The organism is Vibrio toranzoniae, assembly GCF_024347655.1.
GTDB classification, from domain to species: domain Bacteria; phylum Pseudomonadota; class Gammaproteobacteria; order Enterobacterales; family Vibrionaceae; genus Vibrio; species Vibrio toranzoniae.
In genome coordinates this window covers 1,076,824-1,103,617 of record NZ_AP025515.1, presented here as the reverse complement: position 1 = coordinate 1,103,617, position 26,794 = coordinate 1,076,824, and the positions used below count along the sequence as shown (strand labels likewise).

19 protein-coding genes are annotated in these 26,794 nt (G+C 43.4%); 5 read left to right on the top strand and 14 right to left on the bottom strand.

The window, feature by feature from the left end:
• Window position 1: 1 nt before the first annotated feature.
• A complete protein-coding gene (locus OCU50_RS19245) occupies window positions 2–1,681 on the top strand; it encodes a BatD family protein (protein WP_060469289.1) in 1,680 nt (559 codons plus the stop codon).
• 108 nt (window positions 1,682–1,789) lie between these two features.
• Here the strand turns inward: OCU50_RS19245 and OCU50_RS19240 are convergent, their stop codons facing one another.
• The 5 genes from OCU50_RS19240 to OCU50_RS19220 form a co-directional block, all read right to left on the bottom strand.
• Complete coding sequence (locus tag OCU50_RS19240) at window positions 1,790–3,934, bottom strand: sensor domain-containing diguanylate cyclase (RefSeq protein ID WP_060469288.1); 2,145 nt, start codon at window positions 3,932–3,934, stop codon at window positions 1,790–1,792.
• 347 nt (window positions 3,935–4,281) lie between these two features.
• The gene (gene pstB / locus OCU50_RS19235) at window positions 4,282–5,031 is read right to left on the bottom strand and encodes a phosphate ABC transporter ATP-binding protein PstB (RefSeq protein ID WP_017057901.1); all 750 of its coding nucleotides are present in this window, start codon (window positions 5,029–5,031) and stop codon (window positions 4,282–4,284) included.
• A 75-nt stretch (window positions 5,032–5,106) separates the two neighbouring features.
• A complete protein-coding gene (pstA, locus tag OCU50_RS19230) occupies window positions 5,107–5,970 on the bottom strand; it encodes a phosphate ABC transporter permease PstA (protein ID WP_029627204.1) in 864 nt (287 codons plus the stop codon).
• Window positions 5,971–6,035: 65 nt separating this feature from the next.
• Window positions 6,036–6,965, bottom strand: coding sequence for a phosphate ABC transporter permease subunit PstC (pstC, locus tag OCU50_RS19225; protein ID WP_017057899.1), 930 nt, complete (start codon window positions 6,963–6,965; stop codon window positions 6,036–6,038).
• A gap of 124 nt (window positions 6,966–7,089) precedes the next feature.
• The gene (locus OCU50_RS19220) at window positions 7,090–7,911 is read right to left on the bottom strand and encodes a phosphate ABC transporter substrate-binding protein (RefSeq protein WP_060469287.1); all 822 of its coding nucleotides are present in this window, start codon (window positions 7,909–7,911) and stop codon (window positions 7,090–7,092) included.
• Between the two features lie 466 nt (window positions 7,912–8,377).
• Between OCU50_RS19220 and OCU50_RS19215 the strand changes: the two genes are divergently transcribed.
• The gene (locus OCU50_RS19215; protein ID WP_060469286.1) at window positions 8,378–10,021 is read left to right on the top strand and encodes a methyl-accepting chemotaxis protein; all 1,644 of its coding nucleotides are present in this window, start codon (window positions 8,378–8,380) and stop codon (window positions 10,019–10,021) included.
• Between the two features lie 123 nt (window positions 10,022–10,144).
• Here OCU50_RS19215 and OCU50_RS19210 read toward each other — a convergent pair whose 3' ends face one another.
• The 7 genes from OCU50_RS19210 to OCU50_RS19180 all read right to left on the bottom strand — a co-directional run bounded on the left by OCU50_RS19210 (window position 10,145) and on the right by OCU50_RS19180 (window position 20,836).
• Window positions 10,145–10,702, bottom strand: coding sequence for an Lcl C-terminal domain-containing protein (locus OCU50_RS19210; protein WP_017074659.1), 558 nt, complete (start codon window positions 10,700–10,702; stop codon window positions 10,145–10,147).
• Window positions 10,703–10,704: 2 nt separating this feature from the next.
• Window positions 10,705–12,189: an Lcl domain-containing protein gene (locus tag OCU50_RS19205; RefSeq protein ID WP_060469285.1), complete on the bottom strand. Its 1,485-nt coding sequence runs from the start codon at window positions 12,187–12,189 to the stop codon at window positions 10,705–10,707.
• Between the two features lie 4 nt (window positions 12,190–12,193).
• Complete coding sequence (locus OCU50_RS19200) at window positions 12,194–14,521, bottom strand: proprotein convertase P-domain-containing protein (protein ID WP_060469284.1); 2,328 nt, start codon at window positions 14,519–14,521, stop codon at window positions 12,194–12,196.
• 9 nt (window positions 14,522–14,530) lie between these two features.
• A complete protein-coding gene (locus OCU50_RS19195) occupies window positions 14,531–16,672 on the bottom strand; it encodes a TonB-dependent hemoglobin/transferrin/lactoferrin family receptor (RefSeq protein WP_060469283.1) in 2,142 nt (713 codons plus the stop codon).
• Entirely contained in the window at window positions 16,673–18,694 is a 2,022-nt protein-coding gene (locus tag OCU50_RS19190; RefSeq protein WP_060469282.1) for a prolyl oligopeptidase family serine peptidase, read from the bottom strand.
• 256 nt (window positions 18,695–18,950) lie between these two features.
• A complete protein-coding gene (locus OCU50_RS19185; RefSeq protein WP_060469281.1) occupies window positions 18,951–19,856 on the bottom strand; it encodes a lipase secretion chaperone in 906 nt (301 codons plus the stop codon).
• Between the two features lie 38 nt (window positions 19,857–19,894).
• The gene (locus OCU50_RS19180) at window positions 19,895–20,836 is read right to left on the bottom strand and encodes a lipase family alpha/beta hydrolase (RefSeq protein WP_060469280.1); all 942 of its coding nucleotides are present in this window, start codon (window positions 20,834–20,836) and stop codon (window positions 19,895–19,897) included.
• Window positions 20,837–21,208: 372 nt separating this feature from the next.
• On the opposite strand from OCU50_RS19180, the gene OCU50_RS19175 reads away from it, so the two are divergent.
• Window positions 21,209–22,456: an SGNH/GDSL hydrolase family protein gene (locus OCU50_RS19175; protein ID WP_060469279.1), complete on the top strand. Its 1,248-nt coding sequence runs from the start codon at window positions 21,209–21,211 to the stop codon at window positions 22,454–22,456.
• Between the two features lie 167 nt (window positions 22,457–22,623).
• Here OCU50_RS19175 and OCU50_RS19170 read toward each other — a convergent pair whose 3' ends face one another.
• Window positions 22,624–23,955, bottom strand: coding sequence for a DEAD/DEAH box helicase (locus OCU50_RS19170; RefSeq protein ID WP_060469278.1), 1,332 nt, complete (start codon window positions 23,953–23,955; stop codon window positions 22,624–22,626).
• Between the two features lie 362 nt (window positions 23,956–24,317).
• Here OCU50_RS19170 and OCU50_RS19165 point away from each other — a divergent pair, with 362 nt between their 5' ends.
• Window positions 24,318–24,584, top strand: coding sequence for an Lpp/OprI family alanine-zipper lipoprotein (locus tag OCU50_RS19165; RefSeq protein WP_060469277.1), 267 nt, complete (start codon window positions 24,318–24,320; stop codon window positions 24,582–24,584).
• Between the two features lie 164 nt (window positions 24,585–24,748).
• On the opposite strand, the gene OCU50_RS19160 is transcribed toward OCU50_RS19165, so the two are convergent.
• Window positions 24,749–25,726, bottom strand: a complete 978-nt coding sequence (locus OCU50_RS19160; protein ID WP_060469276.1) for a L,D-transpeptidase family protein — start codon at window positions 25,724–25,726, stop codon at window positions 24,749–24,751.
• Between the two features lie 346 nt (window positions 25,727–26,072).
• Between OCU50_RS19160 and deoD the strand changes: the two genes are divergently transcribed.
• Complete coding sequence (gene deoD, locus OCU50_RS19155) at window positions 26,073–26,783, top strand: purine-nucleoside phosphorylase (protein WP_060469275.1); 711 nt, start codon at window positions 26,073–26,075, stop codon at window positions 26,781–26,783.
• Window positions 26,784–26,794: the final 11 nt, after the last annotated feature.

Genomic DNA, 26,794 nt, shown 5'->3' with positions numbered 1-26,794 from the left:
CATGCGATTTCTTAACAAGCCATTTTTATCCATACTCCTAACGCTGCTGTTAGGAGCTTTCTCGTCATTTTCGACATTGGCGGCAACTGCCGTAGCGAGCGTTTCACAAAACAGTGTCACCAAAGATCAAGTATTCCTACTTAGAGTCGCAACCGATGAAAAGGTCTCTTCTGATGCTTTAGATCTAACGGCGCTCCAACAGGATTTCTATGTCGGCACACCAAGCTTTGGGTCGTCGATGCGAATCGTCAATGGTAGCCGTTCGGTGTCAAGTGAATGGAACATCAGCCTAGCTCCTCTTCGTTTGGGCAAGGTTCAGATCCCTAGCTTCGATATTGAAGGGGCAAAAACCAAGCCAATCACCATCAATGTTGCCGTTAATAAAGCGGCACCCACTCAACATGATATGGCTGAGTTCAAGCTTAACCTGAGTAAAGACTCGCTGTACCCACAAGAAGTCGCTGAGCTGGATGTAAAACTCATTATTAAAGCTGACCCAAGAAGGCTGCAAGACCCTAAAATAGCGCCACCGAGCTCGCCGGGCTTAGATGTGGAACCTATTGGTGAATCGAAGCAATTTCAAGATGTCCTCAATGGACAAGAGGTGACGGTTGTTCAACAGTCTTTCCGTATATCTTCACAAAAATCTGGTCAGTTTAAGCTGAACGGACCGAAGCTGACGGGAGCCGTTGTCTACTCGACCAACAACTCCAGTACAACGCGATTGTTCCAACTCGACACTCCCGTTGAAACCCTAGATTTAACCGTAAAAGAGGTACCAAAAGGCTACCAAGGTGAGTGGTTACCAACATCGAACTTCAAGTTGATTCAAAAATGGTCAGATAGCCAAGGTAACGAGCTAACCAATAACAATGGTTTGGGAGGCGACAACCAAACCATCGAAATGGAAGCGGGTGATTCGTTAACTCGTACCATTACTATGACGGCTAGCAACTTAACCCAGCACCAACTGCCGAAACTCAATGTCACCTACCCTAAATCGGTTCGTGTTTATGAAGAGAAGCCGCAATTTGGCACAACGCAGTCAGGCGATGCTGTGGTGGTTTACAAGCAGGTACTGATCCCGAAAGAAGCCGGAAATATCTCGCTTCCGGAAGTATCTCAAGCTTGGTTCAACACTGATTCACAATCGGAGCAAACCAGTAAAGCGCTTGGGCTAGAGTTAGCGGTAAAGGCAAGTGACCGTGCGACATCTAGCACACCACCAGTCACAGCACCGCCAGCCCAACAAGTCAGCCCAACGCTTGTGACTGTTGATAATCCAGGATTCTGGCCTTATCTCACCGCACTATTCGCAGCCTTGTGGTTGATTAGCTCAGTGATGGCTTTCTACTTCTGGTTACGCCGCGGTGTAACGACAAAACCAACCCACGCTGTTGAACGTCAATCAGATACAGCAGAAGCGCTTATTGAAGCTCTAAAAACAAAAGATGGCGTGATGAGCAGAACCTTGTTTGAACAGTGGAAAGCTGAAAATCCAGATTTGAGTGATAAAACGTTAGAAGCCGTTGAAGCTGAGCTAAGCAAGCTAAACCAAAGCCTTTATGGTGAAGCTAACTCGACAAACCCATCATGGAACCCTACTGAGGCAATCAAAGCGGTTAAGAAACCAAAGCGACTCTCTAGCAAAACGCGTAAAAACACGTTAGAAAGACTTTAATTAGGCAGAAACCGCTGTCATAAAACAGGAAAAGAGCGAAGCCGTGATGAACACTTACTGTTCATCACGGCTTCATTCGTTTTTCAGAGCAGAAAAATAAATGCCACACTAAGTCAGTGGCGTCGTAACTTTTCTTCGCTTCAAAGCAGAAACGATCCTATTTCTTCCCGAACCTTTAGCTTGATATAAGGCTTTGTCTGCCTTGCCATACAGCAAATCAAAGTCGAACTGGTGTTGGTCAGAAGTTATCGAGGCATACCCAACCGATGCAGTTAAATACTGGCTAGTACTGCTTTCACAATGAAGGATCTTCGCCTCTTCAATGCACTTTCTAATAGACTCTGCGCGCTGTTTAGTTTCAGAGTAATTAGTGCCGATCATCAACAACATAAACTCTTCACCACCAATACGGCAGAAAGTCTCATTATCACGATAAACGTGGGCATTAAGTATCTTGCCGATGGTTCGCAGAGCAGCGTCACCCTTAGTATGGCCATAAACGCTGTTGTACAAACCAAAGTGATCTAGGTCGACTAAAACCAATCCAAATGTGACTTCGCATTGCGTGGCGAACGCGCCTTGATCGTCGCAATTTAAATCATCTAGAACCTGAGCCAACATTCGGCGGTTGCCAAGGCGAGTCAGCGGATCGAGCTTAGAAATCACATCCAGTTGCTCATTGGCCAACTCTAGCTCTTGAGTTCGCTTACTGACTTCTTGCTCTAGCGTTTCATTGAGCTTTTTCAGCTCCTCTTGCGCCATGGTTCTTTGCAGCACCTCGGCAAGGCTTGAAGCAAAGATACGTATCACTTCACGAAGCTGTGAGGTTAAAGGGCTGCGAGTTAAAAGGTTATCGGCAGCAATAAACGCAATCGGCTCACCTGTATTTGTGGTGAGCATGGTCATTGCCGTCCAACCGACTCCGACAATATTGAAATCGTGATAAATAGGAACAGACTCTTCAAACGCCACTTGGTTAGGACAAGCACGCGCTGCGGCTACGATGTCACGTTCCACCAGCTCAGAGCGATAATAGGACTCATCGACTATGTCTCCTTTAATATCAGTGCCCCACGTGCCTTGCATGTAGCTACAGTTTTTATCCGTGAGGAACACCGCTAATCGGTCAATGCCTAAGTGTTGAATAGCGAAGCTCACTGCGGACTTACATACTTCACTGACGGTGTCGCAACGAGACAGCTCAACCATACTCGAATGCAACATGCGGATGTTCTGCTCTTGACGCTTACGTATGTAGATCTGAGAAAGCAGAGATCCAAAGGATTCAAGCATCTGCTTTTGATAATTAGTAATCGGTGAACGATGAATGTAGTTATCCATGGCGATCCAGCCGACAGGTTTGTCTCCTTCACGCAATATAAGCATACCGTTCCACCCCTGCCCGACTACGTTTCCTTCTGTATATAAGGGGGCTTGTTCGATGACAACCAGACTAGTGTGATTATCTGACAACGCCTCAATGTATTCAGCATCTAATTGATGTAAATCGTACTGAGTATGGTGTTCGCTGTTTGTTTTGCCGGCTTCGTCAGTGCCATAAGTACCACTGAAACAACGCTTCTTCATATCGAGTAGCATGAAAATGGCACGATCAAAGCCCAATCGGTCGCGAACCGCTTCGACTGAAGCCTTGTACAACGCATCCAATGACTCAGGGTTAGAAAGCTCTAACGCCACCTGATGGACTAACTTCATGTTGTCGACAAATAGATCACGTAGCTTGATCTCATCGAGGTATTGAGCTTCACGAATATCTCTGTGTTTTATCTCAATTGCCGCATTTTTTTCTGCGCGAATACCCTGCCAACGGGCGGCGGCTAACAGAAGAATATCAAACCTCCGCTCAAAGGCTTGGTTGAGTTTTTCAGTATTACAATTGTGAGCCATTAAATACGTTCTACAATCAGAGGCATTGTCGAGCACCATGATGAATGACTCACCACCCAATACGTCTATATGCTCCCATAGACATGGATTAGTGGCCATAGGCAACATTCCATCAGCAGTATCAAATTGTGAAATCCATGACCAAAATGGCGCGGGGTAGATCGACAATGGAGTTAGGTTACCGAAAGAAAATAGCAGCAACGATTCACTTTCCGGTTTCGGCTCAGTAAATATTCCAATCCCTTTAGGAATAAGCACTCCAACAAGATATTCAAAAAGAGATTCAGCCAATAAGCGATGATCACGAATAGCAGATATTTGCTTTGCAAAGGCTTTTACAGACACAGCTCTCGTCCATTGGCTATTAAGAATAAAGCAAAAATACCGAAGGCTTAATATGCAATCAATATAAGTAAAAATGAGATGTTAAGCGGCTCGCAATTTCACTTTTAACATTATTACAGACATGAGAAGCACTACAAAAATGGGATTTCTTGCCCAAAGTTACATCGACATAAGTGCTTTTTTAGAAGCACAAAAAAGCCCCACCTAAAGTGGGGCAAAACTTCCATCGCTTATAGTTATAGTGATAATTCTGTCGATCTATTCGATTATCTAACCTGCGTTTCAGTTAGCGTGCTTGGGTACTTGACAATGAAAACAAAAGCCAAATACTGCACTTAAATAATCAATTAACCAAAGTCACCGTTTACGTAACCTTTAGTACGATCATCTTTTGGTTCGCTGAAAATAACACTCGTTTCGTTGTGCTCAACAAGCTCTCCCATTAGGAAGAAAGCAGTACGGTCTGAAATACGACGCGCTTGCTGCATTGAGTGCGTTACGATAACGATAGTGAAATCTTTCTTCAGATCTTCCATCAACTCTTCAATCTTGTGTGTCGCGATTGGGTCTAGCGCCGATGTTGGTTCATCCATTAGGATTACATCCGGTTCCATTGCAATGGTACGAGCGATACATAAACGCTGTTGCTGACCACCAGATAGACCGAATGCGTGCGACTTCAATCGATCCTTTACTTCATCCCACAATGCCGCACCACGAAGTGAGCTTTCCACAACTTCATCAATGTGCTTTTTATCTTTAATGCCTTGAGCACGTAACCCGTAAGCTACATTTTCATAAATGCTCATTGGGAATGGGTTTGGCTTTTGGAATACCATACCCACTTTAATACGCAAGTCTGCAACATCGATGTTGCCGTAGATATTGGTACCGTCCATCTCAAGAAGGCCTGTAATCTTAACACCTTCAATTAGGTCATTCATGCGGTTAAGACAACGTAATAGCGTTGATTTTCCACAACCAGACGGGCCAATAAGCGCAGTAACTTGACGCTCAGGTACGGGTAAATTGATTGACTTAAGTGCTTGGTTATCACCATAAAAAAGGTCTAGGTCTTTAATATTAAATTTGTTCATGTTCGTAATCTCGTAATTCGTCAAAGTCTGTACTGTGTTTGTTTTATGAGCTCATTTAGCTCTAGAAAAACCTGCTTAGTAAGTTGCAGTATTAAAACGTCTTGCGATCAACTTAGTGAGTGTGTTGATCAGCAGTACAAGAACAATCAGTACTGTTGCTGTGCCGTATGCTTGATTCCATTCTTCAATGGTAAACAGTTCGGTCGTTAACTTATATAAGTGAACCGTTAGTGTACGACCAGAATCCAATAATGAATCTGGGATACGAGCAACCATACCTGCGGTCAAAAATACTGGCGCAGATTCACCAATTACACGACCAATACTAAGAATGACCGAAGTTAAGATACCTGGCATTGCACTTGGAAGAATCAAACGCCAGATTGTATATATTTTAGAAGCTCCCAAACCATACGAACCTTCACGGTAAGTTTGAGAAACAGCCATCAACGCTTCTTCTGTGGTTCGAATAATCACCGGGAGAATCAGGATACTCAAGGTCAACGCACCCGATAGGATAGAGAAGCCTAAACCTAAAATAGCTACGAAGAATGTCATACCAAACAAACCGAAAATGATCGACGGGATACCCGCTAACGATTCAGTGCAAAAACGAATGATCTTAACCAAACGACTGCCAACCTTTGCATACTCCGTTAGATAAATTGCCGTCATAATGCCAAGTGGAGCGGCAACAGCAATCGAAGCGATAACCATATAAATCGTAGAGATTATCATCGGGAAAATACCGTGCTCATCGCCAGTACGAGTGTAGTCATCAGTAATGAACTTCCAATCTACGTGTTGTAAACCGTTAGAAAGGATGTACCACATAATCCAGAACAGGAAGCCAACAGTTAAAGCGGCTGCCGCCCAAATAAAGCCACTTAGAACTACATCTGTACGTACACGTGCTTTCTTTAATGCGACTCTATCCATCTTGCTGCCTTGTGACATTATTGTTTTAGCTTGAGGTGTTACGTTATTTTCTAAAGACATAATGTTTACCTCGCCTTCTCGCGGTTCAAGTAAAGGAGAATCGCATTTAGAGACATAATGAAAATAAGAAGAACAACACCCGTTGCGTATAGTGCACTTGCGTGAACACCACTTGCGTAAGACATTTCAATCGCAATATTCGCCGTCAGTGTACGAGCAGAATCCAAAATACCTTCCGGCATAGCTGGCGCATTACCCATCACCATGATGATTGCCATCGTTTCACCTAACGCACGACCGATACCCAAAATCACACCAGTCATAATGCCTGAACGAGCAGCAGGAACGAGCAGCTTAAAAATGGTAAAAATCTTTGAAGCACCTAACGCTAAAGAGCCTTCTTTATATGTTCTTGGCACTGCACGAATGGACGTTTCTGACACCGTGATTACTGTCGGAAGGATCATCACACCGAGTACAATGATTCCCGCCAAAATGGTGTTACCCGCAGGGACTTGAAATACGTTTTGTATCAAAGGGACAATAATGACAAGGCCAAAGAAGCCGTAAACTACTGATGGGATACCCGCTAACAATTCAACAGCAGGGCGAATGATGTCTGCCAGACGCTTTGGTGCAATTTCCGCAATAAATATTGCCGTTAGTACACCAATAGGGACACCAACAACGACCGCACCTAATGTTGACACGACAGAAGCTACAATCATGGTAGCAACACCGTAAAGTGCAGGTGGTAGCCAGTTTTGCCCTAAAACGATACCTGATAGGCCCGCTTCTTGGAATGCGGGGATACTTTCTTTAACGATGAAGTAAGCAATAACAGCAAGAGATACAATGCCGATAATTGCGCTTGTAAGAAATAAGCCGTGAAAAATACGCTCTTTCCAATCTACACGCTTCTTTTGACGTAAGCTGCGTTTCAGTTGAGTCGCTTCGCTATTCATAAGCTGTTCACTATTCGTTGCGATGGTCATAACAAGTCTCACATATCGATAATCCCTAGCACGCAACATGAGCGCATGGGGTTAACTCGAAGTGGGATAGAAAAGGCTCAGCCTGAAAAGGTAGGCTGAGCAATATTATTAATTTAGGTTTAGATTAGTTAATTGAGATGTAGCCGTTGCTCTCAACTAAAGACTGAGCTTCGTCTGTTAGCATCCAATCTAGAAACTTTTGAGTTTCAGAAGAAGGCTGGCCTTCTTTATAAAGAACTAGGAAAGGGCGAGCTACTTTGTAAGAGCCGTTTTTAACGTTGTCCACAGATGCTTCAGTACCGTCAATTGCAAGCGCGTTTACTGAGTTATCTACTGTACCTAGAGAGATGTAGCCGATTGCGTAAGGGTTAGATGCAACCATTGTTTTTAGTGCGCCGTTACCGTTAGCAACTTGAGCACGTTGAGAGATTGCTGATACTTTCTTACCAGAAATCTTCATTTTAAGAGACATGATGTCTTCGAATGCACCGCGAGTACCAGATGCTGTATCACGAGTGATTGCTACGATTGGCTTGTCTGCACCGCCAACGTCTTTCCAGTTTGTAACTTCGCCTTTGTAGATAGCTGTTACTTGCTCAGCGGTTAGACCCGGAAGGCTATTCTTAGAGTTAACAACGACTGCGATACCATCACGAGCAACCACTTCTTCAACTAGAGTTGCTTCTTTTTCGCTGTCTTTAAGGTTACGAGAAGACATGCCTAAATCTGCACTGCCGTTCTTAGCCGCTTTAACACCAGCCGAAGAACCAGGGCCTTGCACTTCAATAAATACATTTGAATTCGTTTTCATGTATGTTTCAGAGAAAACTTCCATCAGTGGAGTCACGCTGCTTGAACCAACTGCTGAAATAGTTTCTTTAGCTGAAGCTGGAGTCACTGTTAGTGCACCTAGAAGGGCGATTGCACCGATAACTGTCTTTTTCATCACAAATTTCCTTTAGTGGCGTTATTGCCGTAATGTTATGTTTTGCTTGAACGGTGCCCACTTTAGAATCTAAATGTGACAGTTGTGTTTCACTAAATTGAAGCCTATATGACAACTACAGATTAATGACTCATTTCTCCCCTACTCCACCAGTTGATAGTCATAGCCATTGATTCACTTATTCCATCCATTTTTCACAAAAATCTAAGTGCTCAACTTCAAGTAACGGCTTTACTTATCTCGAACCCTTGCCACTATTTCTGACTAAACAGCCATAAATGAATGATCGAAATATTTAGCAAACTGCCATTTAAAACGAGAAATAATAATGTATATCAAATATCTATCGCATTTATCAAAGCAATAGCCATTACTGATTGAATTATCAATCTTATTAGTTAAAATCGCCAATTAATCCTAATAAGAACAATTCTCATTTATTCGTTTATTCAAAGAGGGACAATACATGCGCCAACTACTCAGTGGCTTATCTATAAAAATACAGATTCTTATTCCAGTGCTATTTTCCGTTGTAGTACTTTTAGCGGGCGTCATTATTGGTGGTGATAAGCTGGAAAGCGCATTTAAAGATGTATCAACAGCAACGGACCAACTCATCCTACATAAAGAAGAGCTTAGCGAAATCGTCGACAACAGCTACGGTATGCGCATTAAAGCAATTTACAGTCTATTTAACGCTGATGATGTAAAAACTCTAGTAGAAACGCTTAACCAAAAGCTTGATCAGAATACTCGCCTATTGGATTCATTGGACACCGTACAAGGAATGCAAAACGAAGTCGCGGGCATGCGTAAGGCCATGGAACACTACGTTGATTTCTCACGTAATACGATGCTTCCTCTATTAAGAATGAAACACAACACCAACGCCCAGCCTTCCGATTTCGATGCTCGTTATCAAGCTGCCACTGACCAATACCGTCACGCTGGCAATGAAATGGTCAAAGCAATCAACCTGCTTTCAAAACAACTTAACCACCTCGCTACTCAAGCAATCAGCGTGAATGGTCAGCAACACACCAACACACTGGATACCGCGACCATAGCCCTGCCAGTGGTTCTTTCTATTGCATTAGTCATCAGTTGGACGCTTGCAGGCATCATTGTTAAGCCGCTGAGCAATATTCAAGAAACCATGCGTGAAGTCGCCAAAGGCAATCTTCTGGTTAAAGCCGAAGAGTATGGCGATAACGAGATTTCACGCCTTGCACAAGACGTAAACCAGTCAGTTGAGCAACTACGTGATACGGTAAGTTCATTGTCTCGCATCAGTATCGAAGTCGCTTCTGCATCTACAGAGCTGGCTGCAGTAATGACACAATCAAGCGCCAACTCAGACCAAGAAAAGCAAGAAGTCGAACAAGTCGCTTCTGCTGTAAACCAACTTGAGAGCACAGCATCGCACGTTAACGAAAATGCGGTACAAGCCGATTCGGCTTCGAAACAAGCAGATGAAATGGCGGCTCACAGCATGAGCTTGTTCAATGAAAGCAGCCAAGCTAACGAACAAATGGCTATTCAACTTAGCGAAGCCGCTAACGTTGTAAGCACACTGAAAGAACACTCTGAACAAATTGGGAACGTCATCGAAGTGATTCAAAGCATCTCAGAACAAACCAACCTGCTTGCGCTGAATGCAGCCATCGAGGCCGCTCGCGCAGGTGAAAGTGGCCGTGGTTTTGCCGTGGTTGCAGACGAGGTACGATTACTAGCGGCTCGTACGCAAGATTCAACCAAAGAGATACAAACAATTATCGAGGGCTTACAGGTTCAATCAGGTAACGCAAACGAGAGTATGAACAGTTCACTGTCAATGCTACAGCGTAACCAACACTTAGCAGGTGAAGTTAGCTCAGCGCTTTCAGGCATTGCCAACTCAGTAACCGACATGACAGAAATTAACACTCAAGTAGCCTCTGCTGCCGAAGAGCAAAGCCAGGTGACGTCAGACATCAACCGCAATATCTCAAACATCTATAGCTTGGTGAGCCAAAACGTAACCGGTATTACTCAAGCCGCAGCAGCAAGCTACGAGCTATCTAACCTAGCTGAGCAACAGAAACAGCAGTTGGATTACTTTAAGGTCTAAGGTCTAAGGTCTAAGGTCTAAGGTCTAAGGTCTAAGGTCTAAGACTTAAGTTAAGACCTATATACCAAAACCTAAAAGGCCGTGGAAAACCACGGCCTTTTTATTTACGGATTAAGAACTAAATCATTCTGCAACTAATAGGACGCTAAACTTGTATTGTGCAGCGTTGTACTGATAAACCTCACCGTTAATGGAATCAAACGTCATCACGCTCTGACCATCACTCGCAGGAGTTGAACTCCATATAAACGAAGCTAAGTTTCCAGCTTCAACGTTAAACGTATCACCAAACACCTTGTGACTTATTGCTGGAGAGTGGCAAGCCACTTCTTTTAATGACACTAACTCTTTGATGTTTGGCATGCGCCACTCTTTTTCACCACCGAACTGATGCAACGCATGGCTGCCACTCTGGTCATTAATTGATTCAACCATAGCAAGCGCACTCTGCCAGTGGTACGTTTCAGCCGGTCCACTACAAGCTAATGTCTTCGTATCCCAAGTTTTGCCCAGCTGGCAACGCATCCAAGTTAATCCTGTCAGTTCATCGCTAAACGTCCCATTATCATTCGCGACATAACGCGTGCTCGGCGCCGATTTTTCCATATCTAAACTGCACTCTTGTGCCATTGCACCCGCAGAAAACAGAGCCATTAAAGTGATGGAGAGTAAATTTTTCATATCTATTGACCTTGTAGTGAAACTAAACGAACTGGAAATTGGTACGAGTCATAATTATCTGAAGAATCAACATCACCTGAATAGATCTCTATAGAACCAACAACTCCTCTATCTGAGCCTTGTGTTCCAATCTCGTTATAATAGAAGCCACCTTCAACAGCGCCATTTGTGTATTGGCTATAAGTTATGGATTGAGTCCATACTGAGCCAGTGTAAGTTGTATAATCAATACCAAGGGTTTGATATGGGAAGTACTTGTAAGTTAAACCATAAACTTCACCGTCCGAGTTGGTTTCTGTCTCACCGAAGTCGAGCACGTTGTAGAATTCATGGAACGTTGGTAAGCGCCAATCTGACTTGCCGCATAAGTTCATTGCATTGATATGTTCAACGTAATCTTGAGTGGTACATATCGCATCACCTTTCGTTTTACACGTCGCTAAATCAACATCTTGATCGTAAGGCGTTACTATTCCGGGTAACTCAAGCGCTAATATGCGATCTTTATGTTGAATAGAGCTTTCATCATCCGTTTTCGACTCCCAAATCAAACCACTGCGTTGATCCAGAACACAAGACCACTGGGTCGCATCATCAGCAAGCACCTGGCCACTTGAATCTAGCTTTGCGAACTGGAAACCATTGCCGGTATTGGTATTCAGCTCTGTTTTATCAAATCCGTATTCTGCATCTTGACCTGGGAATGAACTCTGTGGTTCAACGACATCTTGTGTGTCATCGATATCTGAGAAATAGCGTAAAACACCAGTATCATTCAATGCTATAGCTGCTTTTAGCTCTCCTTCGAGGAAATTTGCAAAAGCCGTAATTTGGTCAGTATCTAGGATTCCCCACACATAATCGGACGCACTCTTATCAAATTTCGCACTCAATTGAGCCAGCATGAATGCACGATTAGAGTGTTTAAATGCCTTAATAGTTGATACGACATTTTGTTCCAGACTCGCGAGTTCAGACGCAGATAAATCGTCTTGAATATTGCCAGAGATAGTGATGCCGCTTTTCGCCAACTGCGCTTTTAATTTGATATTGGCATTCGCAATTGTCAGTCCATCAGCCACATAACCCGCAAGTAGTGAGCTGATACCGTTAATCTCATTTCCAGACGTCTTTTGAAAACCTGGGGCTGCAATGTAAGCGTAAGACGATGCAGAACCACCCGAACTATTGGCTGCTATACCCGAATCCACTTGAGCTAATAAAGGAACCGATAAAATCGATTTCTTAGTGCTGGTGATACTAAATTCGCCACTCGTGTTTGCCGTCGAACTTGGTTCCCCACTATCACACATGTAGTTTTGATTTAAGTCTGCGCAGACCTTACTTTGTAAATCTATATTCTGTGCTGTCACTGTACCTGACACTGTATAGGTTGGTGCTGCTGATGCAGAGGTATCGGAACCGCCTGAACCACCGCAGCCAGCAAGAGCCAAAGAGATGGCCAAAATTGTCAATTGAGGTTTCATAGAGTTATCTTCTTGTTTTGTTTTTAAAGAGCCTTGCCATTGAAGACAAGTAACGTATAGAAAATGACCTGCTGAACGAGAGCAAGGACATGAATAGAATCAATATGGGTGAAGCTGAGCCACCAGAATCGCCACTAGCAACGACGGGCTCTTGCGGTGAAACCGTCGTTTCGCCACATTCGTATTTCGAAATAGCGCCGAGTCCCCAACGCTTTAGGTTCCCAGTTTCACCATTCACATAATCGGCGATCTCTAAACGCCAAGACCCGTTAATCGGCTCACCCGCAAACGAATCAAGAACCGAGTCATGCTTGAGTGTGAAGTAACCATCAAAACCAGAAAATCGCGTCGAATTATGGTTAAGCAAATCGACTCGTGTTCCCTTCGGTGAAATCAAAGTGACCACCAAATCGCTCAAACGAGGGTGCTCGATATCTAAGTACAGTCCGAAATTCTCGTCTGCGATCTGACCCGTTCCATTTAGAATGAAATTGAATGTTTTAAAGCCAACGATCGGCTGATTTGTCGAGCTAAATCGACTATCAGGAAGGTAGCTGTTTACTTCTTTGATATCGGATTCGAGTACAGGTAAGCCATAAACAAGTGACAAATCATGTTGCCAGTTTTGTGATTTCAGTGCGTCACTGTATCGATAGTCAACACTCGTATTCATGGTGACTGAAGAACCACACATCTCGCCTTTCGGAAGTGTCGCTTCAATCGTTAGTTGGTTAACCGGAGGGCTAACAAACAACTTCACCAATTCAGAAATATTGATCTGACCATCGAGCTGAGCTTGCCTTAGCGCTGGATATATATCGATCGTCAACGCTTTATCTGGATCGACATAACGGCTAGGAACTTCTATCTTGAATGGTTCTATGATCAACCCATGCACATCAAATTTTTGCTTCAATATTTCGGCGTAATCTCTATTTGGATACAACTGCTTAGCCGTAAACAGTGTGCTCTCAGCTAGGTCGTGCATTTTCAATCCACGACCGAGGCCGTACATAGACTCCAGCACGATTGAATCAAACTCCTTAAAAGCAACGTCTCCATACTGTTCTACCGATGCTTTCAGGGCTTGGAATAGTGGCGTTGACCAAAGTTCATCCCCTAACTCACCCGCAACACTTTCATGAGGACGATACTCCGCTTGTCTAAAGTAGCGTGCTCTTTGGTTCCACAAGCTACGAGTGGTCTTCCTTACACCAAAGTACCCATCCCAGTTAAAAACAGTATCTATCTCGAACTCTTGTCCTCGAGTCTGGGCATTTTCATACTGAGTACGAAAGCTAAAACTCCCCGCCCAGTAGTCTCCAAACCCTTCACCGATGGCACCCGTATGCCCATATGCCCAATCTTTCACGATGTGATAGTGAATCCCATGCCCCAGCTCATGCAGAATCACATCACCGTCTAATGCGTCTGGAGATCCCCCGCCGATACCAAACAAGACAGCTTTAGGACCGTAATAATAGGTTGAGTTGTCTGCTGATAAGCCTCTGCCATCAAACTCAAGAGGTGAATCAAACACATCAAAACCTAAACTACTGATATAGCGTAAAGACTGGTCAAGATGAGCAAAAACCATTAATTGCGAGAATCGAGTATCTTGCCAATCTACATTGTGAAGCTCGTTCAGATCAGCAAACTTTGTGACACCTTCCGCGGCGAGAAAATTTGAGCTGTCACGGTCTGTTACCGAGCCAGAATCAGGATCAATAGAGAACAAAGCCGTAGCATCAACTTGGGATACGCGAGCATTAGTAAGGTAAATACCATCGCCATGACGCAATACCTCCACATCAGTTTGAACATAATGTGGAACATTCGGATACTGGCTCACATCCGTTAACAAACGTTCTGGTGGTGCCGCTCTGTCCATGGTTCTCAAATCAGGGCTGAACACATTCACGTGAGTCGACACAACTTGTCCACTGCTTAAACTTGGCGCGTGCTCTGCCTCCAATTGGCGGGGAGCTTCCAGTTCGGCGGCCGTTGTTGGCTTTCCATTCAGTAACACGGTATTTTCTAAACTTCTGAAAACTCGTGAGACCTGTTCATCTGTGTCAGTTGATAAAACAACGGACTTTTGCGGTTGATATTCACCTTCAATTAGCACATCAAAGTTATAGTGATGCCCTAATTTAGACAGGCTTTCATAGCGAAACCTAAAAGTACCCACCTCTGGGTAAGCTTGTTCTAAATAGGCTTTAGCTTCCTGTTGCGTTGTCACTACCGTATTGCCACTCGGGTAATCCCACTCAGCAGCAGAGCTGGTTACTGATGCTAATAATAGTGCTAAGTAAAGAGGACTCTTTTTCATATATCCTCCTTAAAATGCGTACTTGGCGTTGACGGTGAAGTAACGACCAGGTTCTGTGGAGTAGGTTTTATTGCTGTTCGCAATACCCGCAACGTCTTGGTAACGAATATATTCTTTGTCGAATAAGTTCATCACATTGGCGCTGATATCCAAGCCAGAGTTCCAAGAGTAACTTACCCCCAGATCGACACTTGCCCAGCCAGAGGTGGTCGCACAATCAGTAACGATACCTAAATCATCTTCACATTGAGGTGCGTCATCCATCGCTTGTGCCCAATTAACTTGTGCATACGCTGATAATGCGTTGTCATCATAAGTAACGCTGGCATTGCCTTCCCAAGGCGTTAGTGTGCGAACTTTTTCGCCATCCTCATCTTCCCCATCAACATAACCGGCTTTGGTCCCCACACTCCAAAACTCGCTTAAGCGGTGCGAGATAGAAGCCTCAATGCCATATGTCTCGACTCCATTTACATTTTGGTATTGCTTGTAGTAGTTACCCGTATTTGAGTCAGGGACAAATGTAACCTGCTTCACGTCGATAAAATTATCGAACTTCTGATAAAAAACGGCGGCGTATAATTGCGTCTGTCCATTGTCAAACTTACTGCCTAATTCAAATGAATCACTGGTTTCGGCCTCTAAATCCATATTTGGCACAATGACAAATGGGGTAATTGGGACAAAATCATGATTCTGATAACCATAAATTTTGTCATAGCCTGGTGATCTAAACCCGTGGTCGTACGAAAGGTAGGTATTTAATGATTCCGTTAGCTGATAGCCAACCGATAAGCTAGGAGAAAACTCACTCGAATTTTGCTCCTTCACTTCATAGCCATTAATCGAGTTCTGTGATTCAGGGTTCAACTGGTGTAAATCAAAACGGGCACCTGCTGTCACAGTCCAATCATCAATCTCAATCGCATCACGGATAAAAGCAGCAAAATTGTACGAACGAGCTGGAGCAAAAGGCACATCCGCGTTAAGTGACACTCCATTCCAGTCTAAAACAGAAGATTGGCTAGGGCGCTCATGAAGGTTCGACTCCATATTCACCCCATAAGACAGCGTATGACTCATATCGTGATGTTGAAATGCGCTAATAAAATCAGCGTTTGCACCCAGAAGTTGATCCGAAAAACCACGAAAATCAATCGTTCTACGTAACTCAGAAACGTTGTTGTTGGTTCGAGACATCAAACGATTGGTGGTATCTTCATTAGTCATATCGCGCCAATAGATCTTGGCATCTAATTCCTCAAACCAAGTATTGGCAGGTAGGTACTCAAACCCCGCATACGCAGAAAACGTCTCGGTATAAGACTGTTGATCAAAATCTTCAGTGTCCCATTCTCCGTCTTTTTGGATCTTAGAGGGTCCTTCTTTTCGACTTAGATTATCTTTGTAGTACTCAACATTGCCTTTGAGCATCAAGGCATCACTTGACCAGTAATTCAGGGTGTAGCCACCACCGACGCCATCGATACTTCGGTTATATAGGTCTTCATCAAAATTACGGGTTTCTTCACCTTCCCAATAAGAAAGATTGACCAAGCTTTCGAATTTCCCCGAACGGAAGGCAAGGTTTGTCGCGCCTTTGTATTTATTACTGATACCGGTATAGGTTGCAGAGACGTCGCTATAGAAATCTTTGTCGTCGAGGTATTCTCCCGGCTTTTTCGTCCTAACCACCACGACGCCACCGATAGCGCCTGAACCGTAGACGGATGAACTCGCCCCTTTTATAACCTCAATACTTTCCAAGTTAGACATATCAAACGAGTTACGCCCTATTTTGTCGTTGATGTCATTTGCCCCAAAGCCATCAGCAGACTTTATTCCGTCTTTCACAATCAAAATCCGGTTGCCTGTCATACCGCGAATCGTAATGTTTTGAGGTCGACCAGCTCCCCCAGAAACACTGACTCCAGGTTCATTCTTTATTGCATCATAAAGCTCTGTTGCGCCTTTTTTCTCTAGATCTTCACCCGTGATCACGGCTACTGAACCTGCGACTTCAGATAACGGTTGCTCTATTTTTTTCGCCGTTACGAGCACTTCTTCAAAGTGGTATACCTCAGATTCGGCGTGCACGACGTTGACAGCAAGTACGCTCAGTACTGCCGCTGATAGGGGGGAAAGCTTCATTTACTGCTCCGCTTTAATGTCTTTCAGGGTAAGTGATAAAAGGAATGCGTATTCAAACGCTTGTTGTACTAAGGAGCGTCTTCTGTCTGTCGAATGTCCTTGAGTAAAGTTTGTCGACAATAGATAAGGCCCGCTTCCAGTCGTTAGCTCGCTTAATTTTGCGTAATATTTAGCCCCTTCCCAATAGGGAACGCGGCGGTCGTTAAGGCCAACCTGAATCAATATCGGTGGGTAATTTTGTTCACGCAGGTTTAAATAAGGATCGTATTGCTGCATCACGTTCAATTCGTCAGTAATGTGTGGATTTCCCCACTCACCGTACTGCTGAGCAGTTAAAGGTAACGACGAGTCAGACATGCTATTCACAACATCAACAAATGGCACTTTCAGGACCGCACCATCAAACAAGTCAGAAGCCTCATTCAATGCTGCAGCAACCAGAGTGCCTCCAGCACTTCCCCCCATCGCGTAAATAGATCGCTGACCTTGGTGATACATTTTCAAATCTCGCGCAGTGGCAACGAAATCCGAAATGGCATTCTTTTTGTTTATTCCTTTCCCTGCTTGATACCAAGACTCATCATAAAATCCGCCTCCACGAACATGTGCAATCGCATAAATAACACCTTCATCAAGTAAGCTCGTAATTTGTGGCATGAAATAAGGCTTCATCGTCACGCCATAAGCCCCGTACCCGTACAAAAACACAGGCGTGGTATCGGTAAGTTTATCTTTACGATAAGCCAAAGTGACCGGGATCATTACCCCATCAGAGTCCACCATAATTTGCTCTGTGTGATATTTAGATTTTTGATATTCTGGGTAATGATCCTGAGAGAAGACTTGTCGTTTTAGAGTGCCAGTGTTCAACCGGTCCCACTTTGCTGGCTGAATCAACGACATACTACGAATGTGCAATTTATTACTTTGATAGTCACCCACTTGGCTTACCCAAGCAACTTGACCCGGCTTTGCTAGCAGCTGACTTGCTCGATGGCGGTTATCCGTATCGAAAAAGTGTAAAGACTGAATTGCTCCACTTTGACTAATAATCACGACACCAGACTCAAACAAGTAAAAGTTACTGATTCTAGCCCCGTCATTCGGTTCAAAGATAACTTGCCAATGATGAGTATTCGAAGCTAGGTTGAGTGGCACGGAGTAAAAAGCAAAACCATGGCGAACATGGTTGCTATTCGCGAACAAAGTAGAACCAACAACATCAACGTAGTACTCCACCCCAGTTTTACGTGACAAAAGCGGTTTGGAGAGCTCGCCTGTATCAAGGTTTAGTAGACGTTGCTCGCTGGAGTTTTCACTGTTTGCCTGAACCACAGCAAATTGCTTATCACTGGAAAGGTAATACGAAAGCAACCATGCGGAGTTTGCCTCTTCAATTAGGCGAATTGGCTTTGACTTGTTTAAGGAGTATTTCGTTAACGCAAAAGGTCTAGACGTTTGCTTATCAAGTTCAATCAAATACAGAAACTGACCGCCTTTCGACCACGCCAGTGAGCGGTCTACATGTTGAGCAATGGGTGTCACTTGATGAGTTTTAAGATCGACAACACTCACTCGGTACTGTTCTGCACCGCTTACATCCTCTGCTATTGCAAGCTTTGTTCTGGTTGGGTCTAATGCCCAAGCACCGAGCTGGTAATAGTCGAGATCAGCAGCTCGAGCGTCAATGTTAAGCAACTCGGTTGAATCTTCACTCCCAACTAATCGAGATAGTAAGGTTCTTTTACCATTCCGGTTTAGGATCGCATACTCATACCCACTGATTTCCTGCCATGGTTTATCGGCACGTACCGGACGCTTGTCTTGCCAATCTTGTTGTAGAGATTCACTCAGAGATCGAATTTTTTTTTGATACAGATGAGTCCTATCATTTTGCTTATAGAGATAATCGAGGACTTTGCTAGCGCTACGTGAATCATCCTTAAGCCAAGAGAACTCATCAGAAGCGCTAACCGTTCCCGAGAGTGCGAGAACAAAAACTAACAACACAAACGCTTTCATAAATACAACAAATCCACACGCTAATTTAATAAATTTCGCGTGTACTGCACTCAAACGATAATGAGATCAATTATCATTTGCATGCTTATGTGACAGGGGTCACAGGTAATATGTCAATTAACGATCGGTTGGGCTTGCAATGAACTGAAATATTGGAGGGGTGATGAGTCTACGTGGTTGGGAGCTTACTCCTTTTATAATCAATTAATTAGCTAACATTTAGGAAAAATAGTGACTATTTGATTCTGGGAAAATGTTACTGGCTAAGCTCTGCTGCTCTGATTCTTTCAATCGCTTCTACTCTTCTAAACTCCTGTGGCAGAAAATGTGTATTCCTGAGTTGAGTAATCCTCTCTTGTTGTTCAAGTGCCGAGAGTACTGAATCATCCAAAATCTCATTTCGTTCTGTAAGATATATTTCTAGGGTTCCTTCAAAGTCCGCTCTTTGCTTATCAAGTGCTTCAAGCCGCAGAGCAGCCTTTTCACCCACGAGTTCATTTCTCAGCAAATATTTGTCCTGCTGATCCATGTCCTCGGAATTTGATAGCTGTTGCAGTAATCTCTGGTTTGTAAAACTCGACTGCACATAATCAGGCTGATCTAACATATATAACTCAAGCCGCTGCTGGTACTCCTCCCCTTGCAACCCCTCTTGTTTAAGTAACAACTTTTCAAGAGCGATCTCCCTCATTCGATTATCATGCGTAAACAGGATACTTATCTCGCCCTCATTAAAAAACTGAGCTTGAAGGTCGAGCAGCGCTTGATTAAGCAGACGTAAATCCTCAACGGAAATTGAGACAATGTTAACCCCCACATCCAGTGAAGCCAGTGCCGACTTATACGCTATATATTTTGAAAATAGTGCTTCATCAACAACTGCAACTTGTGATTGCGCGTAGTGTTTCTCGACGTTAGCCCGAATATCTTCAAGGGTTAACTGTGTATTACCTGATACGAAATATTCCATCATGTCTTTGGCTGATGCATTATCAATTTCGGTATCTTGTTGAGAGGTAACCTTCAATGAGGAGGCGTTCTGTTGTTTGTTGTTTGAATTTAGATTGTCTGTTTGTTCGGGCGAAAAGGTTACATATAAAAAGACCGCCGCTATACTCATCAGGGCTATCGTAGTTATCGAAAAAATGGCGGTCTTTGTCATCATGGTTTCCTTGTTATCTTAATCAATGACACTGCGAACTACAGGCCACTTAACTTCAATCGATTAGCGTGTTGACGATATAAAGTCACCGGATCGGTTTCAAAGAGGTGGTGAATACCCAGCATTCCATTGATCTCATCGAGGTGATTCATTTTGTAGTCATCCCCTATCACTTTGCCTAAATGCGCGCTGCAAGTGCCGACTAACCCATCATTAGGTTCATTGAACGCTAAACCAAGAATTGTCATAGCGCCATCGGTAGGATCAAGAAGGTTGGTAAAATTGGAAGATCCTGTCCACGAATAGTAATAAACGCCATTACTCGCCTGCCACTCACCATCACCACATTCAGAGGTAGGAACCCCCTCAGGGTAAAACTGATTAAACGCCAATGAGCCCTCTGTCGTCAGGGCTTCTAGGGAAGCAAGCCCGTCTTGGTCCAGGTCTGAACCACCAGACAACAAGTTAATAAGTGTCGTTAACCCACCAGCTAGCTTAACGGCAATATCTTCTGTTGGTGAGCCTTCTGCGACAGTTCCACGTACTAGGTCGGCCACTTTTGAGCCTTTATGGACACCACCGATACTCGTAACAGACGAGACGAGAGCAGGGCGAACCGACGCCACATAACGGGCTGTCGGTCCTCCATGACTATGCCCTATCAAATTAACCTTACTCGCCCCCGTCGCTGCTATAAGCGTTTCAACTTGAGCAAGTAACTGCTCTCCTCGAACTTCAGAGCTGTTGGTCGCCGATACCTGAGCGACGTATACGCTCGCGCCATCTTTCGCTAGAGATTCTGGTATGCCATAAAAGTAATCAACACCAGCCAAGGTATCGAAACCAAATAACCCATGTACTAACACAATAGGATATTTCGTTTCAGTGTAACCGCTTGCTTCCAATGCCGAAGCACTCGTACCAGCATAGGCACTAAAGCAAAATAGGTAGGTAATTGCCCAAATGAATATCTTTTTCAATGTTCTTTCCTTAAACAGATTAGACCTCTGATGAGTAAAAGAACCGTAGGTTATAATTTTGTAAAATAAAAAATAAGGGATCGATATTTGTGATTTCTAACTTAAATTAAACAGCTGCAATTAACATCGATAATTGTTACTCGTAAGACAAAAGATAAATTAGCACATTCCGTCTCTTACCTTGGTGATTGCACAACTGAAAACTCGTTGAAAATTTGATGTTTATGCCAGTTATGAATCGAAACAAGCCCGAATGCATTGACGTAAGTTATTGATTTTAGGTATAGGTCGTACTAGTTACACAGATGTTCAATTATAAACAAGCAACAACGTCTTTGTTTGGCTTACCTAAATACAACAAGAGATCCAGTGATGAAAAATACCGCTTTAATACTCGCGTTAACTATACCTTTTGGTGCTTATGCAACTGAAGATTCGGTGCCAACACCGCAATCCATCACATCCGCGCAGGTTCTCAGCACACAGGGTTCAGAAACCTATTCGTATGTTCGATGTTGGTACCGAACCGATGCATCGCACGACTCTCCAAGTACAGATTGGCAATGGGCAAAAAAAGAAAATGGCGATGATTACACGATTAACGGATATTGGTGGTCTTCTGTTTCCTTCAAAAACATGTTCTACAGCGATGTACCTCAATCCGAAATCAAAGAGCGTTGTGAACAAACTCTCGACATCCAACATGATGTCGCAGATATCACCTACTTTGCGGCAGACAATCGCTTCTCTTACAACCACTCCATCTGGACCAACGATAACGCTGTCCAATCCAATACCATTAATCGCATTGTCACTTTTGGTGATAGCCTTTCAGATACAGGGAACCTATTTAATGGCTCTCAATGGATTTTCCCCAATGCGAATTCATGGTTTTTAGGCCATTTTTCAAACGGGCTCGTCTGGACTGAGTATTTAGCAAAAGCCAAAGATGTCCCGTTGTATAATTGGGCTGTCGGTGGAGCGGCCGGGACTAATCAATACGTTGCGCTGACTGGCGTTTATGACCAGGTAACGTCGTACTTAACCTATATGAAATTAGCTAAAAACTATCGTCCGGAGAATTCACTGTTTACTCTAGAATTTGGCCTCAATGATTTCATGAATTACAACCGAGAAGTCGCTGATGTCAAAGCCGATTTCAGCAGCGCTTTGATCCGCTTAACAGAATCTGGTGCAAACAATATCTTGCTGTTCACATTGCCAGATGCCACAGAGGCTCCGCAATTCAAATACTCGACAGAGCAAGAAATTATCAAAGTTCGTGGCAAGATTTTGGAGTTCAATAAATTTATCAAAACCCAAGCCGAGTATTACCAAAGCATGGGAAAAAACGTGGTACTGTTTGACGCAAATGCACTCTTCGCAAGTATTACCGATAACCCAGAGCAGCATGGATTTCGAAATGCGAGTGACGCTTGCCTGGATATTAGCAGAAGCTCATCAACCGACTATTTGCAAAGCCATAACCTAACAAACGATTGTGCTACATATGGTTCTGACAGTTATGTATTTTGGGGAGTTACACACCCAACGACAGCAACGCACAAATACATCGCAGATCATATCTTGGCGTATTCATTCTCGACGTTCGATTTCTAATCATTGAAATGACCGTCAAACGTAAATGAAAGGTTCCCCTGTTTTAGTTCACTTTTTCAATTGGTGGCGCCTTCAATAGCAAAAGTCGATACAAATAAGCTTCAGATACAAAAAAACCGCCATTCTCGGCGGTTTTTATTTACGTCAGTTTATCTCACACTGATTGGTTACTCGTCGTCCACTTTTGGTGCGACTTTCTTCTTAGGGATAAAAACAGTATCGCCCACAGCCACGTTCTTGTGGAAGCTCTTATCGCGCTTAACCGGTTTCTTAGGTGTTTTCTTAGCTTGAGTGTTCGTTTTCTTCTTCGCTGGAGCACCTTTAGCAAAAGCAGGTTTACGTGGTTTAATGCCTTTGAATTTGCCTTTTAGACCTTCTAGTACAGAGAAAGTCAGGTCTTGTTGCAAATATAGTTCAACACGCTTAAAACTATCCCAGTCTTTTGGGCCAACCAAAGAAATCGCATCACCTTTATTGCCTGCACGGCCAGTACGACCAACACGGTGAACATACTCTTCCGTATGCTTAGGCATATCAAAGTTGATAACGTGGCTTACATTTGGAATATCAATACCACGTGAAGCAACGTCTGTTGTTACTAAGATCTTATAAACCGCACGCTCGAACTGGCTCATGATGGCATTTCGTTGCGTTTGGTTTAGATTGCCACTCAGGGCCACCGCTTTAAGCTTCTTCTCGTTCAATCTTTCTGTTAAACGATCAGTATCTGCACGAGTTGCTGTAAAGATCATCACCTGACGATATTCAGCTTCTTCTAATACACGATCTAAAATAGCTTCTTTGTGGTCGAGGTGATCACACAGGTAAAACTTCTGAGTAATATCAAGGTGCTGCTCGTTAGAAACACCGACAGAGATTCGCTTAGGTGCGTCTAGCATTTCATTCGCAATGCCATTTACTTCGGCGTGATCTAACGTTGCAGAGAACATTAGTGTCTGACGACGACGATGTTTAGCGGCATTGGCAATACGACGCAGCTCTGGTGCGAAGCCGAGATCAAGCATACGGTCGGCTTCATCAAGGATTAACGTTTCAACGCCATCGAGAAACAATGAACGATGTTCTAGGTGATCAGCAAGACGGCCTGGAGTCGCCACGATAAAGCGAGGGTATTTACGCAATGCTTTAACTTGGTCGTTAAAGTTTTCACCACCTAAGATCAGTGCCGCTTCATAAGATAGGCCACCAAGCATGCTGCGTAATTCGCCGTAGACTTGCTTCGCTAATTCACGAGTAGGAGCCAAAATTACACCACGAGGATCACGAGCAGAAAACGCTTTGGTTTTTAATGCTTTGTGTATCATTGGCAACACAAACGCCAATGTTTTACCTGATCCCGTTTTTGATGAAGCCAATAGATCCTTACCGGCAATAACAACAGGGATCGCTTTCGATTGGATCTCTGTCGCTTTCTTAAAGTCGTAATGTTTTAAGTTCTTCAGTAAGCGATTATCTAAGCCTAAATCTTTAAAGTGCAAAGGACTCTCCAGTCATGATGGTATTGAATAAAATTATTTTAACGTGACATGATACCGCGAAAGTACTTTCTAAGGATAGAGATCACAGTAAATTTATCCCGTTATCTATGAGTTCACTGGTGCATTGTATGCATTGCTAACAAAGGGATAGCTCTACTAAATGAGACAAAAATCGATTCCAATATCGCCATCTCAAAAATGAAACAGACTGTGATAGCTAGCTAATTACCTCAAAAATTTAACAATTTCTTTAGTTATTGATTTTGCGCTTAAAAAATTAGTCGCTACAATCATTAATGAAGCGACTATATGATAAAAAATGTATAGCGCATCTTTTGATGATAAATAAGCAAGGAGTTCTTATGAATAAGACATTAATCGCAGCTGCAGCCTCAGTTTTCATTCTAGCTGGTTGTTCTTCTGAGCCAGAAGAAGCTGCAATGTCAGAAATGGATCTATTAACGAATCAAGTTGCTGAACTAAGCAACGAAGTTGAATCACTTAAAAATGACAAAGCTGCAGCCGAAATGAAAGCTCAACAAGCAGAAGCAGCCGCTATGGCAGCAAAAGAAGAAGCGGATCGTGCTAACGACCGTATCGACAACATTGCAGAGTCTTACACGAAGTAGTTGAGATACAAGCGCTATTGAGCTTTAAATCAAATAAGTCGTAGAAGTAAAAAGCAGTAATTAGATAGCACCACCTCTTAACGGAAGTGGTGCTTTTATTTGAAATAAAAAATGAAGATTAAGGAGAGAGGAACGCCGTATCGCTTTCCACAGGAGTCATCGAATTAAAACTCAATCACAGGTGGTGCTATCTCAACAGGCACACCATTTTGAGCAAAGATAACCGCTTTCGCTTTTGAGTTAGGCAGCTCTGCATCTTCAAGCCACCATTTCAATTCAACCGGAATTTGTAGAGATTTCTTAGAACCGTCACTTCTCGTCAATGGTTCGTGCGCTTCAACGAACACACTTCTGTCTGGTTCGAGTGATACTTTAATCGGCTCATCAATTATTGTGACTTGCTCACCACGGCTGACCTGCTCAAAGAGCCATTCAATATCTTTAGGTTCCATACGGATACACCCAGAACTGACTCGCAAGCCTATTCCAAAATCTTTGTTCGTGCCGTGTATCAAATAATCCCCGATACCATATGCAAGTCTTAATGCATATTCACCAAGCGGATTTTCCGGCCCTGCGGGAACCACTCGTGGTAACTCAATTCCCTTCTCTAGATACTCTTTACGAATTGAGTTGGGAGGGGTCCAAGTCGGGTTTGGTCTTTTCTGGCTTATCTTGGTGATCATTTCTGGAGTATCACGCCCCACCCGCCCGATTCCGACAGGGAAAACATGGACCAGATTTCTAGTAGGCTCAAAATAATACAACCTTAGCTCTGCAAGGTTAATGACAATCCCTTCCCTTGGAGTGTCCGGTAAAATTAAACGGCTAGGAATACTTAATACATAACCTACCTTTGGAAGAAAAGGGTCAACTCCTTTGTTTGCCGCCATCAACGAAAGAAATCCAATATCGTACTGCTTTGCTATAATCGCTAACGTTTCACCCTCAACAACTTCATGTTGCTGTATTCTGCCTACGATACGACTTTCAGCAGAAGGTAACTCAAAAGTCGCCGCTGACACCCACGATGAAGCCGTCGTCACTCCTACAAGCAAAGTCGTTTTCACGGCAAACAGCGCGATCTTACGTAGTTGTGTTTTCATAGAGATCAAAAGCGTCGAGTTAGCACAATAGGACATACAATTCCTTGGTTTGTCTTTTATCAAAGTTTAGATTATCGCTGATAAAACGTCTCTACAATGATTAGTTGACGTAAATGCATATCCATCTTGCTCTTAATATGCGTGTTCTTCTTTTGATTCCAAGCGATTTAACCACACAAAATCGATTGCCTTTACGATTTCAACATATTTAGTTATCTATAATAATAAAACTGTAAGTGCAGAACCATTTTGTGACAAACATCTCATGGAGCCTCGTTTTAACTCGCTAATATTGCCTCAACAAAATGAATTCAATTCAACAGAATCGGTAATTTACTCAATCTTGTTCCTATCATTACCGTTTAAACTTTGGAGAACGACCATGGCAACCCCTCATATTAACGCGCAAGCTGGTGATTTCGCAGAAACAGTACTTATGCCAGGCGACCCGCTTCGCGCAAAATACATTGCAGAGACATTCCTTGATGATGTGAAGCAAGTTTGTGACGTTCGTAACATGTTTGGTTACACAGGCACTTACAAAGGTAAAAAAGTTTCTGTAATGGGTCACGGTATGGGTATTCCATCATGCTGCATCTACGTACATGAGCTTATCGCTGAGTACGGCGTCAAAAATGTTATTCGTGTTGGTAGCTGTGGCGCAGTACGTGACGACGTTAAACTAATGGACGTTGTTATTGGCATGGGTGCATCTACCGATTCAAAAGTTAACCGAATTCGTTTCAACAACCACGACTTCGCAGCTATCGCTGATTTCGATCTTCTAGAAGAAGCGGTAAATCAAGCACGAGCGCAGGAAGTTCCAGTAAAAGTAGGTAACGTATTTTCTGCAGACCTTTTCTACACACCAGAAGCTGACCTTTTCGAAAAAATGGAAAAAATAGGCATTCTTGGTGTTGATATGGAAGCGGCTGGTATTTACGGTGTTGCTGCGGATCTAGGTGCTAAAGCACTGACTATTCTGACAGTTTCTGATCATATTATTCGTGGTGAGAAACTAAGCTCAGAAGAGCGTCAAAAATCGTTCAACGACATGATGAAAGTCGCTTTAGAGACTGCAATCAACATCTAATCATTAGACAA

Bases quoted from the DNA above. Each gene is read 5' to 3' on its own strand.
- OCU50_RS19245 (WP_060469289.1), top strand. From the start codon at position 2: ATGCGATTTCTTAACAAGCCATTTTTATCCATACTCCTAACGCTGCTG.
- pstB (WP_017057901.1), bottom strand. From the start codon at position 5,031: ATGAACAAATTTAATATTAAAGACCTAGACCTTTTTTATGGTGATAAC.
- pstA (WP_029627204.1), bottom strand. From the start codon at position 5,970: ATGGATAGAGTCGCATTAAAGAAAGCACGTGTACGTACAGATGTAGTT.
- pstC (WP_017057899.1), bottom strand. From the start codon at position 6,965: ATGACCATCGCAACGAATAGTGAACAGCTTATGAATAGCGAAGCGACT.
- OCU50_RS19220 (WP_060469287.1), bottom strand. From the start codon at position 7,911: ATGAAAAAGACAGTTATCGGTGCAATCGCCCTTCTAGGTGCACTAACA.
- OCU50_RS19215 (WP_060469286.1), top strand. From the start codon at position 8,378: ATGCGCCAACTACTCAGTGGCTTATCTATAAAAATACAGATTCTTATT.
- OCU50_RS19210 (WP_017074659.1), bottom strand. From the start codon at position 10,702: ATGAAAAATTTACTCTCCATCACTTTAATGGCTCTGTTTTCTGCGGGT.
- OCU50_RS19205 (WP_060469285.1), bottom strand. From the start codon at position 12,189: ATGAAACCTCAATTGACAATTTTGGCCATCTCTTTGGCTCTTGCTGGC.
- OCU50_RS19200 (WP_060469284.1), bottom strand. From the start codon at position 14,521: ATGAAAAAGAGTCCTCTTTACTTAGCACTATTATTAGCATCAGTAACC.
- OCU50_RS19195 (WP_060469283.1), bottom strand. From the start codon at position 16,672: ATGAAGCTTTCCCCCCTATCAGCGGCAGTACTGAGCGTACTTGCTGTC.
- OCU50_RS19190 (WP_060469282.1), bottom strand. From the start codon at position 18,694: ATGAAAGCGTTTGTGTTGTTAGTTTTTGTTCTCGCACTCTCGGGAACG.
- OCU50_RS19185 (WP_060469281.1), bottom strand. From the start codon at position 19,856: ATGACAAAGACCGCCATTTTTTCGATAACTACGATAGCCCTGATGAGT.
- OCU50_RS19175 (WP_060469279.1), top strand. From the start codon at position 21,209: ATGAAAAATACCGCTTTAATACTCGCGTTAACTATACCTTTTGGTGCT.
- OCU50_RS19165 (WP_060469277.1), top strand. From the start codon at position 24,318: ATGAATAAGACATTAATCGCAGCTGCAGCCTCAGTTTTCATTCTAGCT.
- OCU50_RS19160 (WP_060469276.1), bottom strand. From the start codon at position 25,726: ATGTCCTATTGTGCTAACTCGACGCTTTTGATCTCTATGAAAACACAA.
- deoD (WP_060469275.1), top strand. From the start codon at position 26,073: ATGGCAACCCCTCATATTAACGCGCAAGCTGGTGATTTCGCAGAAACA.